Source organism: Micromonospora aurantiaca ATCC 27029 (assembly GCF_000145235.1).
In the GTDB taxonomy this organism is placed as follows: Bacteria; Actinomycetota; Actinomycetes; order Mycobacteriales; family Micromonosporaceae; genus Micromonospora; species Micromonospora aurantiaca.
In genome coordinates this window covers 5,744,896-5,759,635 of the sequence record NC_014391.1, presented here as the reverse complement: position 1 = coordinate 5,759,635, position 14,740 = coordinate 5,744,896, and the positions used below count along the sequence as shown (strand labels likewise).

Below are 14,740 nucleotides of genomic sequence, written 5' to 3'. Positions count from 1 at the left end.
GTCGTGCGGTCGCCCGTTCCACTGCCGGGTCAGCTATATACGCGGGGTATACACTCAGTGTAGTCTCTGGTCATGACGGTTCCCCTGACCCTGCTCGGGCTGCTCGAACGCGAACCGAGCCACGGCTACGACCTCAAGCGCGACTACGACACCTTCTTCGGGCGCGGCAAGCCGCTGCCGTACGGGCAGGTCTACTCGACGCTGAGCCGGCTGGCCCGCGACGGCAAGGTGGTGGTCGGTGACGTCGCTCCCGGCGCCGGGCCGGACCGCAAGCGCTACGTCATCACCGACCGGGGCGCCACCGAGGTCGAGCACTGGCTGACCGAGCCGGTCGAGCCGGAACCGCACCTCCAGACCCTGTTGTTCACCAAGGTCGTGCTCGCGCTGATGCTCGACCGCCCGGCCGAGGAGTACCTGGACACCCAGCGCGCCGCCCACCTGCGCCGGATGCGCGAACTCACCGAGATCAAACGCAGCGGCGAACTCGTCGACGTGATGCTCGCCGACCACGGCCTCTACCACCTGGAGGCGGACCTGCGGTGGATCGAGACGACGGGCGCCCGGCTGGACGCCCTGAGAAAGGCGGTTCGGCCATGAGCCCGATGATCGAGGCCCGGGACGTCACGTACGCGTTCGGCGAGACACCCGCCCTGCGCGGCGCGAGCCTCGCCGTGTCGGCCGGTGAGGTCGTCGCCGTGATGGGACCGAGCGGCTCCGGCAAGTCGACGCTGCTGCACTGCCTGGCCGGCATCCTGCGCCCCGACTCCGGCGAGGTCCGGTTCGACGGCACCCGGATCGACACCCTCGGCGAGGCCGACCGCAGCACGCTGCGCCGCGACAGCTTCGGCTTCGTCTTCCAGTTCGGGCAGCTCGTGCCGGAACTCACCGCGGCGGAGAACGTGGCGTTGCCACTGCTGCTGCGCGGCGTCCGCCGCACTCCGGCGCTGCGCGCCGCCCGGGGCTGGTTCGAGCGGCTCGGCCTGGCCGGCCTGGAGCACCGCCGGTCCGGCGAACTGTCCGGCGGGCAGGCCCAGCGGGTCGCGCTGGCCCGCGGTCTGGTCGCCGAGCCCCGTCTGCTGTTCGCCGACGAGCCCACCGGCGCGCTCGACTCGCTCACCGGCGAGGAGGTGATGACGCTGCTCGTGGACGCCGCCCGCGAGCGTGGCACCACTGTCGTCCTGGTGACGCACGAGGCGCGCATCGCCGCGTACGCCGACCGCGAGGTCATGGTGCGCGACGGCCGGGTCAACGCCCCCGCCGGGGTCGTCTCGTGATCGGGCTCGCGCTCCGGCTCGCCGTCGCCGGTGGGCGGGAGGCGCTGGTCCGGCTGGTCGCCATCGCCGCCGCCGTCGCTGTGGGCACCGGGCTGCTGCTCACCACGCTCGCCGGTGTGCACGCCGCCGACGCCCAGCTCACCCGGTACGCGTCGATGTACCCGCAGGAGACGGCCGACGGGGCCGCCGACCCGCTGCTGTGGTCCACCCGGACCGACTACTTCCGGGGCGACCAGATCATCCGCGTCGACGTCGCCGCGACCGGCCCGGACGCGCCCACGCCGGTCGGTGTTCCCCGAGCCCCGGGGCCTGGGGAGTTCTACGCCTCCCCGGCGCTGCGGAAGCTGCTGGCGACCGTCCCCGCCGACCAGCTCGCCGACCGCTATCCGGGCCGGGACCTCGGCGCCGTCGGGCCGGCGGCGCTCACCTCGCCGGACACCCTGCTCGTCCTGGTCGGCGGCACGCCGGAGCAGGTGGGCGGGCTCGACCAGGTCCGGAAGGTCACCCGGCTCGACGGCAACAGCGCTCCGCTGCCCGGGGCCACGGTCGACCTCATCCTCGGCGTGGTGGCGGGCGGCCTGCTGTTCCCCGTACTCGTCTTCATCGGCACGGCGACCCGGCTCGGCGCCGCCCGCCGGGAGCAGCGGTTCGCCGCCATGCGGCTGGTCGGTGCCACGCCCCGGCAGATCTCGGCCATCGCGGCCGTCGAGGCCGCGCTCGCGGCGGCGGCCGGGGCGGCGGTCGGCTTCGCGGTGTTCTTCGCGCTCCGCGGGCAGCTCGCCGGCATCCCGTTCACCGGCATGCCGTTCTTCCCGGAGGACATGGCCGTCGGGGCGCCGGAGGCCCTCGTGGTGGCGGTGGGCGTGCCGGCGGGCGCGGCGGCCGCGGCCTGGATCGCGCTGCGCCGGGTCCGGATCTCCCCGCTCGGCGTCACCCGCCGGGTCACGCCCCGGCCGCCCCGTGCGTACCGGCTGATCCCGCTCGCGCTCGGCCTGGCCGGGCTGGGCTTCGCCCTGGTGTACCGGCCGCCCACCTCGGACGGTCAGACCGCGCTGTTCCTGCCCGCGCTGTTGCTGGTCATGGTCGGGCTGATCGCGGGCGGGCCGTGGCTGACCATGGTCGGCGCCCGGGCGATGGCCGCTCGCGCCGGCCGGCCCGCCGCGCTCATCGCCGCGCGCCGGCTCGCCGACAATCCGGCCGCCGGGTTCCGCGCGGTGGGCGGGGTGATGCTCGCGCTGTTCGTCACGACGGTGGCGGTCGGGGTGATGGGGACGATCACGTACGAGCGCGGTCCCGCACCCCGGGGTTCCCTGGAGGCCGGCCGGCTGTCGATGGTGCTGACGGACGACCCGCCGGTACCCGGCACGCTGCCGGCCGACCTGGCGGCGATTCCCGGCGTCCGCAACCCGGTGCTCGTGCGGGAGAACCCGGTACGCGAGAACGGCCGCGACTTCGGCGTGATCGCCTGCGCGGACATCCCGCCCGCCTACGGACGGTGCGCTCCGGGGGCGAGCGTCGCCGAGGTGCCGCCGGACCTGATCCCCTGGCGGGGGGCCGCCTCGGCCGACCGGATCTGGCCGTCGTCCCCGGTGGACCCGGCGGCCCTCGCGGGGCTCCCGGCGGGCTCGGTGGCGGTCGAGGCGGCGGACCCGGTCGCTGTGGAGCGGGCCCGGACGGTCCTCGAAGCGGCGTTCCCCGCCTTCTTCGTGGCGCCGAACGTGCCAGGCGACTTCGAGGCCGACTTCGCCGACACCATGCGGGGCTGGCAGCGGCTGGCCGACATCGTCGTGGTGGCCGGTCTCGTGCTCGCCGGATGCAGCCTGGCCGTCGCAGTGGCGGCCGGCCTCAGTGAACGGAAGCGGCCGTTCAGCCTGCTCCGGCTCAGCGGCGCCCCGGTACGGCTGCTGCGCCGGGTGGTAGCAGTGGAGAGCGTGGTGCCGCTGCTGACCGTCGCCGTGGTCGCGGTCGGGATGGGACTGGTCGCCGCACAGTTGTTCCTGCGCGCGCAGATGCAGTACGACCTGCGCCTGCCGGGGATAGGGTTCGCCGCGGTGACGGCCCTCGGCGTCCTGGGCTGCCTCGCGGTCGTCGCCGCCACCCTGCCGCTGCTGGAACGGATCACCGGCCCGGAGACCGCCCGCAGCGAATGACCCGTACGGTGGGCCGACCGCCCGCCGGCCCACCGGTGCGGGCATCGGGTTGTGTGGTTTTCCACACTCCCTTTTACTGAACGGTAACTTAAACTCCGGCCATGGACGACGCGATGCCGGGACGGCTGCCCGAGCGGGACCGCCCGTGGGTGATGCGCACGTACGCCGGGCACTCCTCCGCCGCGGCCACCAACGCGCTCTTCCGCCGCAACCTGGCGAAGGGGCAGACCGGCCTGTCGGTCGCCTTCGACCTGCCCACCCAGACCGGGTACGACCCGGACCACGAGCTGGCCGCCGGCGAGGTGGGCCGGGTCGGCGTGCCGGTGGCGCACCTGGGTGACATGCGGGCGCTGTTCGAGGGCATCCCGCTGGCCGAGATGAACACCTCGATGACCATCAACGCCCCGGCGATGTGGCTGCTCGGCCTCTACGGCACCGTCGCCGCCGAGCAGGGCGCGGAGCTGAGCCGCTGCGCCGGCACCACGCAGAACGACATCATCAAGGAGTACCTGTCCCGGGGGACGTACATCTTCCCGCCGGCGGCCTCGCTGCGGCTGACCGCCGACGTGATCGCGTACACGCTGCGCGAGATGCCCCGGTGGAACCCGGTGAACATCTGCTCGTACCACCTCCAGGAGGCCGGCGCGACGCCGGTGCAGGAGGTCGGCTTCGCGCTGGCCACCGCCGTCGCCGTGCTGGACACCGTGCGCGACTCCGGTCAGGTGCCGCCCGAGCGGATGGGCGACGTCGTCCAGCGGATCTCGTTCTTCGTCAACGCCGGGGTGCGCTTCGTCGAGGAGATCGCCAAGATGCGCGCGTTCGGCGCGCTCTGGGACGAGATCACCCGCGACCGCTACGGCGTGGAGAACCCGAAGCAGCGCCGGTTCCGCTACGGCGTCCAGGTCAACTCGCTGGGCCTGACCGAGGCGCAGCCGGAGAACAACATCCAGCGGATCGTGCTGGAGATGCTCGGCGTCACGCTGTCCCGCGACGCCCGTGCCCGCGCGGTGCAGCTGCCCGCCTGGAACGAGGCGCTGGGCCTGCCCCGCCCGTGGGACCAGCAGTGGTCGCTGCGCATGCAGCAGGTGCTGGCGTACGAGTCGGACCTGCTGGAGTATCCGGACCTGTTCGCCGGCTCGCACGTGATGACCGCGCTGGTCGACGAGATCGTCTCCGGTGCCCGGGTCGAGCTGGAGAAGGTGCTGGAGATGGGCGGCGTGGTCACGGCCGTCGAGTCCGGCTACCTCAAGAGCGCGCTGGTGGCCTCGCTCGCCGACCGGCGCCGCCGGATGGAGTCCGGCTCGGACGTGGTGGTCGGCGTCAACCGGTTCACCGAGACCGAGCCGTCGCCGCTCACAGCGGCCGGCGCGGAGGCGATCGAGCAGGTGGACCCGGCCGTCGAGGAGGCGGCCACCGACGGCGTACGCCGGTGGCGGGCCGACCGGGACGCGGCGGCGGTCGAGGCGGCGCTGGACCGGCTGCGCGCCGATGCCGCCACCACGGCGAACCTGATGCCGGCGACGCTCGGATGTGTCAGGGCCGGTGTCACCACCGGCGAGTGGGCGGGCGCGCTGCGCCGGGTGTACGGCGAGTACCGCGCGCCGACCGGCCTGGCCGGGGCGGTCGGCACAGCCGGTGACGCGACCCTCGCCGGGGTGCGGGAGCGGGTCGTCGCGACCGCCCGGGAGCTGGGCAGCGGGCGGCTGCGGCTGCTGGTCGGCAAGCCGGGGCTGGACGGGCACTCCAACGGCGCGGAGCAGATCGCGGTACGCGCCCGCGACGCCGGCTTCGAGGTGGTCTACCAGGGCATCCGCCTGACCGCCGGGCAGATCGTGGCGGCCGCGGTGGAGGAGGACGTCGACCTGGTCGGCCTCTCCGTGCTCTCCGGCTCGCACCTGGCCGCCGTGCCGGCGGTGCTGGACGGGCTGCGCGCGGCCGGGCGGGGCGACCTGCCGGTGGTGGTGGGCGGGATCATCCCGGCCGCCGACGCCGAGGCGCTGCGGGCCGCCGGGGTGGCCCGGGTGTTCACGCCGAAGGACTTCGCGCTCACCGGCATCATCGACGAGCTGGTCACAGTGATCCGCGAGGCGAACACCCTGTCGTGAAAGGAAGGGCCCCTTATTAACGCCTCCGGTAGGCAAGGGGCCCCTTCTTAACAACCGCGCGCGAAAGCGGCGCCCGCAAGCAGGCGCCGCGTCCGCGCGGGTGGGTCAGCGGCTCTCGTAGGTCATGCAGTCGGCCATGTCCATGTCGGGGCCGACGGTGATGGCCGGGGCGTGACACTCCAGGTCGGCGTTGTGCCGGCAGTCGGCGCGCGAGCACGCGCCCACCTGCGCGACCAACTGGTCGAGGCCGCCGCGCACCGGCATCTCCACGAACGTGTGGCAGTGCGCGTGGTCGCTGCTGCCGATCGTGATGGCGAACGCGTGGCAGTCGTTCGTGTGGTTGTAGGCGCAGGACCGGACGGCGCACTCCTGGACCCGGGGCATCTCCAACGACGCGGTCATCTCCCGTACCTCCTTGGGTTTCTTGACCCGATTTTAGGGGTTTCGGGAGTCGGTGCGGGTCAGACGCGGAAGCCGGCCGCGCGGGCCGCGGCGCGCTCGCGGCGCCGCTCCCGGCGGCGGCGGAACAGCCACGGTACGAAGAACACCAGGGCGACCAGGAACACCAGCACCAGCACCGGCAGCAGCAGCGCCACCACCGACATGACCACGCTCGTCGCGTCCTCGGCGGTGCTGGCCACCGGCGCGCCCACCCCGGCCGTGGTCGCGTTGATGACCGGCCGCGCGGCGGCCTTGAGCAGGTGTACGCCGAGCGCGATCAGCACGCCGACCACCACCGGCACCCACTGATGGGTGGAGAAGAACGTGTCCGGGTCGCTCACGGTGACCGTCTCCGAGCCGGCGCCCGCGCCGAACGCGAGCCCGCCCGCGGTCGGCCGGACCACCGTCTGCACCACGTCGTTGACGTGGTCGACCACTGGCACCTTGTCGGCCACCACCTCGACCGCGAGCAGCACGGCGAGGATCAGCACCACCCAGCCGTTGCCGAGCCACTGCCAGCCGCTCGGCAGCTCGACCAGATCGGTGTAGCGGGACAGCAGCCCCATCAGCAGCAGCGGGATGTAGGCGTTCAGGCCCGCCGAGGCGGCCAGGCCGGAACCGGTGAGGACTTCGAGCACGATCTCAATATGGCACCGGTACGCCAGTGGCGCTCGTCGGCGTCCGCCGGGGCCTCGGCTACCCTCGGCGGGTGCGGTTGGTGATTGCGAAGTGCTCGGTGGACTATGTCGGACGGCTCTCGGCCCACCTGCCCCCGGCTACCCGGTTGCTCATGGTGAAGGCGGACGGGTCGGTGTCGATCCATGCGGACGACCGGGCCTACAAGCCGTTGAACTGGATGAGCCCGCCCTGCCGGCTGGAGGAGGCGCCCGGCGTCTGGCGGGTGGTGAACAAGGCCGGCGAGGAGCTGCGCATCACCCTGGAGGAGATCTTCCAGGACACCTCGTACGAGCTGGGCGTGGACCCGGGCCTGCGCAAGGACGGCGTCGAGGCGCACCTCCAGGAGCTGCTCGCCGCGAACCCGGCGACGCTGGGGGAGGGGTACACGCTGGTCCGGCGCGAGTACATGACCGCGATCGGGCCGGTCGACCTGCTCTGCCGGGACGCGGTCGGCGGCGCGGTGGCGGTGGAGGTGAAGCGGCGCGGCGAGATCGACGGCGTGGAGCAGCTCACCCGCTACCTGGAGCTGATGAACCGCGATCCGCTGCTCGCGCCGGTGGCCGGCGTGTTCGCCGCGCAGGAGATCAAGCCGCAGGCGCGGGTGCTCGCCACCGACCGGGGGATCCGGTGCGTGGTGGTCGACTACGACAAGCTGCGCGGCATCGAGCGCGACGAGCTGACGCTGTTCTGAGGCGCCGCCTCAGCGGCCCCGGCCGTACATCAGCTTGGCGATCTTGACCAGGCGGGCGACGTCGGCCGGGGTGCGCTCGAACGTCATCGCCGGCAGCAGCGACCGGGCCCGGCGGCGGGTGACCGACTTGGGCCGGCCGAACTCGCGCAGCCCCTCCTCGCCGTGGATGCGGCCGAAGCCGGACTCGCCGGTGCCGCCGAACGGCAGCGTCGACATCCCGGCGAACGTCAGTGCCGAGTTGACCGAGGCCATCCCGGAACGCAGCCGCCGCGCCACCGCCACCGCCCGCGCCCGGCCGAAGACCGAACCCCCGAGCCCGTACGGCAGCGCGTTGGCCCGCTCGACCGCCTCGTCCACGTCGCGGACGCGGTTGACCACGAGCGTCGGGCCGAACGTCTCCTCCTGCACGGCGGCCGAGTCCTCCGGCACGTCGACGAGCACCGTCGGGTGCACGTACGGCGGCTGGACCGCCTCCGGGCCGCCGAGCACGGCCCGGCCGCCCCGGCTGAGCGCGTCGTCGATGTGCCGGCGGATGATGTCGATCTGCGACGGCATGGTGATCGGGCCGAGGTCGGACCCGTCGGCGCCCACAGTGAGCCGCCCGGCCTTCGCCACCACCTTCTCCACGAAGGTGTCGAAGACCTGGTCGACCGCGTAGACCCGCTCGATGCCGATGCACGTCTGGCCGGCGTTGGTGAGCCCGCCCCACACGCACGCCTCCGCCGCGGCGTCCAGGTCGGCGTCCGTGTCCACGATCATCGCGTCCTTGCCGCCGGCCTCCAGCAGCACCGGCGTGAGCGACTCGGCGCAGGCGGCCATCACCCGCTTCGCGGTGGCGGTCGAGCCGGTGAACGCGACCTTGCCGACCCCGGAGCGGCACAGCGCGGCACCGACCGCGCCGAAGCCGTGCACCGCCTGGAACACCGGCTGCTCCGGCACCACCTCGACGAACCGGTCGACCAGCCACTGACCGACCGCCGGGGTGTACTCGCTCGGCTTGAACACCACGGCGTTGCCGGCCGCGAGCGCGTACGCGGCGGAGCCGATCGGCGTGAAGACCGGGTAGTTCCACGGGCCGATGACGCCGACCACGCCGTACGGCTGGTATTCGAGGTGACCGGTGAACTCGGCGAGGATCAGGCGGGAGCGGACCCGGCGCGGCCCGAGCACCCGCTGAGCGTTGCGGGCCGCCCAGTCGATGTGCTCCAGCGCGGTGAGGATCTCCACCACGGCGTCACCGACCGGCTTGCCGCCCTCGGTGTGCATCAGGTCGGCCAGCTCGTCGATCCGCCGGGCGAGCACGCCGCGCCAGCGCTGGAGGCGGTCCCGCCGGCCGGCGAAGCCGAGCCCGGCCCACCAGTCGCCGGCCGCCCGGGCGCGGTCGACAGCGGCACGCACGTCCGCCTCGTCGGCCAGCGGGAATCTGCCTGCCTCGGCGCCGGTGGCCGGGCTGGTCGAGACCAATAGACCCTCGGAGATGAGCGGGGCGCCCGGCACGTGTACAGCGGTCATGGCCGAAGTCTAGACCCGAGGATTACTCGCCGGTAGGTGTCGAACGCGCCGTACGCTGCGCCGACGATCAGCCGTCGCATCGACGGAAGTGCCGTCCGAAACGGCGAACGGGAGATGACCGGCCGGGGTCGCGGGGGTGACCGCGCGGTGGTGCAAGCCACTACGGTGAGGTGGCAGGCTGACGCCGCGGGGCGATGTGGGGTGGAGGTCGACTGTCCATGGAGGAGCATCCTGAGCTGATGCCGTTGCTGACGGTGTCGGGCGGGGCGATGCGGGGGCTCACGTTCCGGGTCGGCCAGGACGCGCAGGTGATCGGCCGTGCGCCGACCGCCGACATCGTGCTCGCCGACCCGCACCTGAGCCGGCGGCACGCCACCGTCCGGGCCACCCCGGAGGGGGTGATGCTCACCGACCTCGGCTCGACCAACGGCACCTGGCTCAACGACACCCGGGTCACCGGCAGCGTGGCGATCGCCGACGGCGACGTGGTCCGGCTGGGCCGCACCGACCTGCGCCTCTACGACCCGGGCGTGGCCCGGACCGACCCGGTCGGGATGAGCTTCGGCGCGCTGCGCCGCGACCAGCGTCCCACCCTGCCGCTGCCCGTCCCCGGGCCGCGCCAGCCGATCGAGGCGCGCGAGGCGCAGCCGGCCGACGTCAGCTAGACCTCCGGGCATCCGCCGGGCCCTCGGGGCCGCTGATGGGTTGGGCTCCCAGGCCCGGTCGATCATGAAGTTGGCGGTGTTCTGCGTCCGATATGTCGCCGTCAACCTCATGATCGACGCGGTGAGGGGGCGGGGTGGTCCGGCGCCCACCTCTCGGCGGGCCGGTGTGTCGGTGGGGCACATGGACCGGGGGCCGGTGCCCGTGCCAGCATGCGCGGATGCGCAGCGCACGGCTCACCGTCCAGGCCAACGGCATCACCCAGGCGGTCCGCGTGGCCGGTCCACCGGACGGCGTACCGGTGCTGCTGGTGCACGGCAACGTCTCCTCCTCCGCCTTCTGGGAACCGCTGCTCGCCCGGCTGCCGGAGACGCTGCGGGTGGTCGCCCCCGACCTGCGCGGCTACGGCGAGACCGACACCGCGCCGGTCGACGCCACCCGAGGGCTCGACGACTTCGCCGACGACGTGGCCGCGCTGCTGGACGCCCCGGGGCTGTTCGCGCCCGGCGCCCGGCCGGTGGTGGCCGGGCACTCGCTGGGCGGCGGCGTGGCGATGCGGCTGCTCGTCGGCCACCCCGAGCGGGTGGCCGCGCTGCTGCTGGAGGCGCCGGTGTCCCCGTACGGCTTCGGCGGCACCCGGGACCTCGACGGCACCCCCACCACGCCCGACTTCGCCGGCACCGGCGCCGGCGGCGCGAACCCCGACTTCGTGGCCCGGCTCGCCGCCGGTGACCGGAGCGCGGACGGCCCGACCAGCCCGCGGGCGGTGCTGCGCGCCGCGTACGTGGCCGACCCGGCGTCACTCGGCGACGACGAGGACCTGCTGCTGGAGAGCATGCTGACCACCGCCACCGGCGACGACAACTACCCGGGCACGGCCGTCGCCTCGGCGCACTGGCCGGGGACCGCCGCCGGGCCGCGCGGCGTCCTCAACGCGCTGGCCCCGGCCCACTTCCGGCTCGCCGACGAACTGGTCGCCGTGCCGGTCAAGCCGCCGGTGACCTGGGTACGCGGGGACGCCGACGTGATCGTCTCGGACACCTCGCTGTTCGACCTGGCGTACCTCGGCCGGCTCGGTGTGGTGCCCGGCTGGCCGGGTGAGGCGGAGTGCCCGCCGCAGCCGATGGTGGGGCAGACCCGCGCGGTGCTGGACCGGTACGCGGCGGCCGGCGGGACGTACCGCGAGGTGGTGCTGCCCGGCTGCGGGCACAGCCCGCACCTGGAGCGGCCGGCGGAGTTCGTCGCCGAACTGCTGGCGCTGGCCGGGGAGAACGCCACCGGGTGAGGCGCGGTGCGTGAAATATCCCACGGCGTCTCGACAACACAGCGTCACGTGGCAGACTCCGGCGCATAACCTTAGCGGCCGTTCATGTCGCGGACGGCGGAGTCGAGCCAGGGGAGGCCGGTCGTGGCGCGGGAGTTCACCAGGGTGGGCGTGGTGGGTCTGGGCACCATGGGTGCCGGCATCGTGGAGGTGTTCGCCCGCAACGGCGTCGACGTCACAGCCGTCGAGATCTCCGACGCGGCGCTGGAACGCGGCCGGGCCACGCTCACCGGCTCCACCGACCGGGCGGTCGCCAAGGGCAAGCTCGCCGAGGCCGAGCGGGACGCCCTGCTCGCGCGGGTCGACTTCCGGGTCGGGCTGGACGCTCTGCACGACGTGGACCTGGTGATCGAGGCGGTGCCCGAGCACCTGGACCTCAAGCAGCGGATCTTCGCCGAGCTGGACCGGGTCTGCAAGCCCGAGGCGATCCTGGCCACCAACACGTCCTCGCTGAGCGTCACCGAGATCTCCGTCGCCACCACCCGGCCCAACCAGGTCATCGGTATCCACTTCTTCAACCCGGCCCCGGTGATGAAGCTGGTCGAGGTGGTCCGCACGGTGGTCACCTCCGCCGACGTGGTCGCCGACGTGGAGGCGCTCTGCGAGCGGCTCGGCAAGGTCGACGTGACGATCAGCGACCGGGCCGGCTTCATCGCCAACGCGCTGCTGTTCGGCTACCTGAACCACGCGGTCGGCATGTTCGAGGCCCGCTACGCCACCCGCGAGGACATCGACGCCGCCATGAAGCTCGGCTGCGGCCTGCCGATGGGCCCGCTGGCGCTGATGGACCTGATCGGCCTGGACACCGCGTACGAGATCCTCGACACCATGTACCGGCGCGGCGGCCGGGACCGGCGGCACGCCCCCGCCCCGCTGCTCAAGCAGATGGTCACCGCCGGGCTGCTGGGCCGCAAGTCCGGCCGCGGCTTCTACACCTACGAGCGGCCGGGCTCGCCGAAGGTCGTACCCGACGAGTACACGCCGCTCGCCGCGGACGCCGCGCTCGCCGACGGCGCCTGCGCCATCGCGAAGGTCGGCGTGGTCGGCTCCGGCACCATGGCCACCGGCATCATCGAGGTGTTCGCCAAGGCCGGGTACGAGGTCATCTCGGTGACCCGGGGCGCGGAGAAGTCCGCGAAGGTCTGCGAGGCGGTCAAGACCTCGCTGAACAAGGGCGTGGTGCGGGGCAAGCTCAGCGAGACCGACCGGGACGACGCGCTGGGCCGGATCACCTGGTCCGCGACGCTGGAGCACCTGGCCGACGTCGACCTGGTGGTGGAGGCCGTGATCGAGGAGCTGAGCGTCAAGAAGGCGCTGTTCGCCAGCCTCGACGAGATCTGCAAGCCGGGCGTCGTGCTCGCCACCACCACCTCGTCGCTGCCGGTGATCGACGTGGCGATGGCGACCCAGCGCCCGGCCGACGTGGTCGGCCTGCACTTCTTCAACCCGGCGCCGATCATGCCGCTGGTGGAGATCGTGCAGACCATCCGCACCTCCGCCGAGACGTCGGCCACCGCCCGCGCGGTCTGCGCGAAGCTCGGCAAGACCGGCGTGGTCTGCGGCGACCGGTCCGGCTTCATCGTCAACGCGCTGCTGTTCCCGTACCTGAACGACGCGGTGAAGATGCTGGAGGCCAGCTACTCGACCGCCGACGACATCGACTACGCGATGAAGCTGGGCTGCGGCTACCCGATGGGTCCGTTCGAGCTGCTCGACGTGGTCGGCCTGGACGTCTCGCTGGCCATCCAGCGGGAGCTGTACCTGGAGCTGCGCGAGCCCGGCTTCGCCCCGGCCCCGCTGCTGGAGCACCTGGTCACGGCCGGCTACCTGGGCCGCAAGTCCGGCCGGGGCTTCCGCGACCACACCCGGCGCTGATCCGGTCAACGCCCGGCGGCGGTGACGGCGTCTTCCTGGTGTGACATTCGAGGAGTACGTCGGCAGCCGCGGCCCGGCGCTGTTGCGCCTGGCCCGGCTGCTCACCGGCGACACACACCGGGCCGAGGACCTGACGCAGGACGTGCTGGCCCGCGCGTACGTGCACTGGCGGAGGATCGCCCGGGCCGACCGGCCCGACGTGTACGTGCGCCGGATGCTCGTCAACGCGAACACGTCCTGGTGGCGGCGGCGGTCCAACCGCGAGCTGGCGGTGGACACGTTCGCCGACCGGCCCCAGCGCGGCGACCTCGGTGGCGAGGCGGCGGACCGGGACGAGATGTGGGGGCTGATCCGCGCCCTCCCGGACCGCCAGCGCGCCGTGCTGGTGCTGCGCTACTACGAGGATCTCGACGACGCCACGATCGCCCAGATCCTCGACTGCTCCCCGGTCACCGTCCGCACCCACGCGATGCGGGCGCTCGCCCACCTCCGGGAGCGCTGCGGCGTCCCGATGACCAAGGGGAGCCGGCCGTGACCGACCTCGACCAGCGGATCGCCTCGGTGCTGCGGGAGCAGGCCGAAGGAGACGTGGACATCGACCGGCTGACCGCCGGGGCCGTGACGGGTGGCCGTCGTCGGCTACGCCGTCGCCGGGCCGTGCTCGGTGGCGGTCTCGCCCTGGTCGCGCTGCTCGGCGGCCTCGCCGTCGTCCCGGCCCTGCCGGGCCTGGACCGGCCGTTCACCGGCCCGGCTGCCCCGGCCATCCCGGCCGAGGCGGCGCCACCGCTGATGCCGGCCGCGCCGGGAGCGGCGGCCGCGCCGGAGGTCGTCGGCACCGATGCCGGAGTGCTGCACTTCGGCGTCGACACCACCAAGGTCCGCTACCTGCGCTGGGAGGTGGCGCAGGGCCTGGAGAGCGCCCAGCTGGACGTCGGCGGCGGGCGAAAGGTCACCGTCGAGCTGGCGCGCTCGTCGCGGACGCTACGGGAGTCCGGCGCCGAGGGGGTGCCCTTCAAGATCAGTATGTTCGCCGAGGAAGCGGCGTTCGACGGCCGGACCAGCAGCACGACCGTCGACGGGCTGCCGATCCAGGTCCGGCAGTGGAAGCCGGCCCCCGGCCTGTACGCGCGGGCCAGCGTGTGGGCGCCGCAGGACACGGCGCTGACCGTCGCGGTGGAGGCGTTGCGGCTGACCGAGGCGCGCCGCTGCGGTGCGCCCGTCCGCCTCACGACCGTGCCGGACGGCGCCCGGGTTGCCGGCTGCCGGGTCGACGTGACCGGCTTCCCGCGGCTGGTGACCGCCCGGTTCGGCATCGTCGGCACCTCCACCCGGACGATGAGCGTCTCCTACCAGTACGCGGCCGAGATCTCGCCCCGCACGGTGGACGGCAACATGACGATCGCCGGGCGGCCCGCCCACCTCTACCCGGAACAGGGCCGGGTCGAGCTGCTGGGCGTGCCGAAGTCGCGCCTGCTCGCCGATTACGGCTGGCCGGAGCAGGGGTTCGACAAACTCGACGCGGCGCTCGTGCTGGGTGGCGTGCAGGTGGCGCCGGACCCGACCCGTCCGGAGACCTGGGACTGAGCGGCCGCCCGTCGGCCGGACCGCCCGACCCGGGCCGGTCCGGCCGGCGGACCGTACGCTTGGTGACCGTGAGCCCTCGTCGCAACCGCCCTCGCCGGGAGGAGAACCCCGGCCTGGACGCCGAACGTGCCCGCCACGGCGTGCCGACCGTGCAGCAGTGGCGCGACGGCGACTGGCAGGTACGCGCGATCAGCGGCGGGGCATCAGTCAAGACGTACCGCTGTCCCGGCTGTGACCAGGAGATCCGTCCCGGCGTGGCACATCTGGTGGCCTGGCCGGCCGACGACCGGGGTGACCTGACCGACCGCCGGCACTGGCACTCCGGCTGCTGGCGGGCCCGGGACCGGCGCGGGCCGAACCTCCAGCGCGGCCGGGGCGCCCCGCGCTACGGCTGAGCGATCTGGATCACCCGGTTCCCGTCCCGCTGGGCGGCGGGGCCGCCG

At 73.6% G+C, this 14,740-nt stretch carries 14 protein-coding genes; 11 read left to right on the top strand and 3 right to left on the bottom strand.

Translation table 11 applies throughout. From position 1 onward, the window contains the following. Positions 1–72 precede the first annotated feature (72 nt). The 4 genes from MICAU_RS25540 to MICAU_RS25525 all read left to right on the top strand — a co-directional run bounded on the left by MICAU_RS25540 (position 73) and on the right by MICAU_RS25525 (position 5,529). On the top strand, positions 73–597 hold the full coding sequence (locus tag MICAU_RS25540; RefSeq protein ID WP_013288241.1) for a PadR family transcriptional regulator: 525 nt from the start codon (positions 73–75) through the stop codon (positions 595–597). Continuing rightward, the gene (locus MICAU_RS25535; RefSeq protein WP_013288240.1) at positions 594–1,274 is read left to right on the top strand and encodes an ABC transporter ATP-binding protein; all 681 of its coding nucleotides are present in this window, start codon (positions 594–596) and stop codon (positions 1,272–1,274) included. Before MICAU_RS25540 ends, MICAU_RS25535 begins: the two co-directional genes overlap by 4 nt. Next, positions 1,271–3,424, top strand: coding sequence for an FtsX-like permease family protein (locus tag MICAU_RS25530; protein WP_013288239.1), 2,154 nt, complete (start codon positions 1,271–1,273; stop codon positions 3,422–3,424). Before MICAU_RS25535 ends, MICAU_RS25530 begins: the two co-directional genes overlap by 4 nt. A 101-nt stretch (positions 3,425–3,525) precedes the next feature. Further along, on the top strand, positions 3,526–5,529 hold the full coding sequence (locus MICAU_RS25525; protein ID WP_041799108.1) for a protein meaA: 2,004 nt from the start codon (positions 3,526–3,528) through the stop codon (positions 5,527–5,529). 105 nt (positions 5,530–5,634) lie between these two features. Here the strand turns inward: MICAU_RS25525 and MICAU_RS25520 are convergent, their stop codons facing one another. Both MICAU_RS25520 and MICAU_RS25515 read right to left on the bottom strand, forming a co-directional pair. Then, on the bottom strand, positions 5,635–5,931 hold the full coding sequence (locus tag MICAU_RS25520; RefSeq protein WP_013288237.1) for a DUF1540 domain-containing protein: 297 nt from the start codon (positions 5,929–5,931) through the stop codon (positions 5,635–5,637). 59 nt (positions 5,932–5,990) lie between these two features. Continuing rightward, the gene (locus tag MICAU_RS25515) at positions 5,991–6,608 is read right to left on the bottom strand and encodes a DUF4126 domain-containing protein (protein WP_013288236.1); all 618 of its coding nucleotides are present in this window, start codon (positions 6,606–6,608) and stop codon (positions 5,991–5,993) included. A gap of 71 nt (positions 6,609–6,679) precedes the next feature. Here MICAU_RS25515 and nucS point away from each other — a divergent pair, with 71 nt between their 5' ends. Continuing rightward, positions 6,680–7,339 (top strand): endonuclease NucS, encoded by a 660-nt coding sequence (nucS, locus tag MICAU_RS25510; RefSeq protein ID WP_030271426.1) that lies wholly within the window; start codon positions 6,680–6,682, stop codon positions 7,337–7,339. A gap of 9 nt (positions 7,340–7,348) precedes the next feature. On the opposite strand, the gene MICAU_RS25505 is transcribed toward nucS, so the two are convergent. Continuing rightward, positions 7,349–8,851: an aldehyde dehydrogenase family protein gene (locus MICAU_RS25505; RefSeq protein WP_013288234.1), complete on the bottom strand. Its 1,503-nt coding sequence runs from the start codon at positions 8,849–8,851 to the stop codon at positions 7,349–7,351. A gap of 218 nt (positions 8,852–9,069) precedes the next feature. Between MICAU_RS25505 and MICAU_RS25500 the strand changes: the two genes are divergently transcribed. From MICAU_RS25500 to MICAU_RS25475, 6 genes are all read left to right on the top strand, one after another. After that, positions 9,070–9,516, top strand: a complete 447-nt coding sequence (locus MICAU_RS25500; protein ID WP_013288233.1) for an FHA domain-containing protein — start codon at positions 9,070–9,072, stop codon at positions 9,514–9,516. Between the two features lie 218 nt (positions 9,517–9,734). Further along, complete coding sequence (locus MICAU_RS25495; RefSeq protein WP_013288232.1) at positions 9,735–10,799, top strand: alpha/beta fold hydrolase; 1,065 nt, start codon at positions 9,735–9,737, stop codon at positions 10,797–10,799. A 123-nt stretch (positions 10,800–10,922) separates the two neighbouring features. Continuing rightward, positions 10,923–12,713, top strand: coding sequence for a 3-hydroxyacyl-CoA dehydrogenase family protein (locus tag MICAU_RS25490; protein ID WP_013288231.1), 1,791 nt, complete (start codon positions 10,923–10,925; stop codon positions 12,711–12,713). Between the two features lie 40 nt (positions 12,714–12,753). Continuing rightward, positions 12,754–13,248, top strand: coding sequence for a SigE family RNA polymerase sigma factor (locus tag MICAU_RS25485; RefSeq protein ID WP_013288230.1), 495 nt, complete (start codon positions 12,754–12,756; stop codon positions 13,246–13,248). Further along, positions 13,245–14,297, top strand: coding sequence for a hypothetical protein (locus MICAU_RS25480; RefSeq protein ID WP_013288229.1), 1,053 nt, complete (start codon positions 13,245–13,247; stop codon positions 14,295–14,297). Before MICAU_RS25485 ends, MICAU_RS25480 begins: the two co-directional genes overlap by 4 nt. Before the next feature lie 68 nt (positions 14,298–14,365). After that, positions 14,366–14,692 carry an Rv1322 family protein gene (locus MICAU_RS25475; RefSeq protein ID WP_490387452.1) on the top strand — a complete coding sequence of 109 codons (327 nt, stop codon included), beginning with the start codon at positions 14,366–14,368 and terminating at the stop codon, positions 14,690–14,692. Positions 14,693–14,740: the final 48 nt, after the last annotated feature.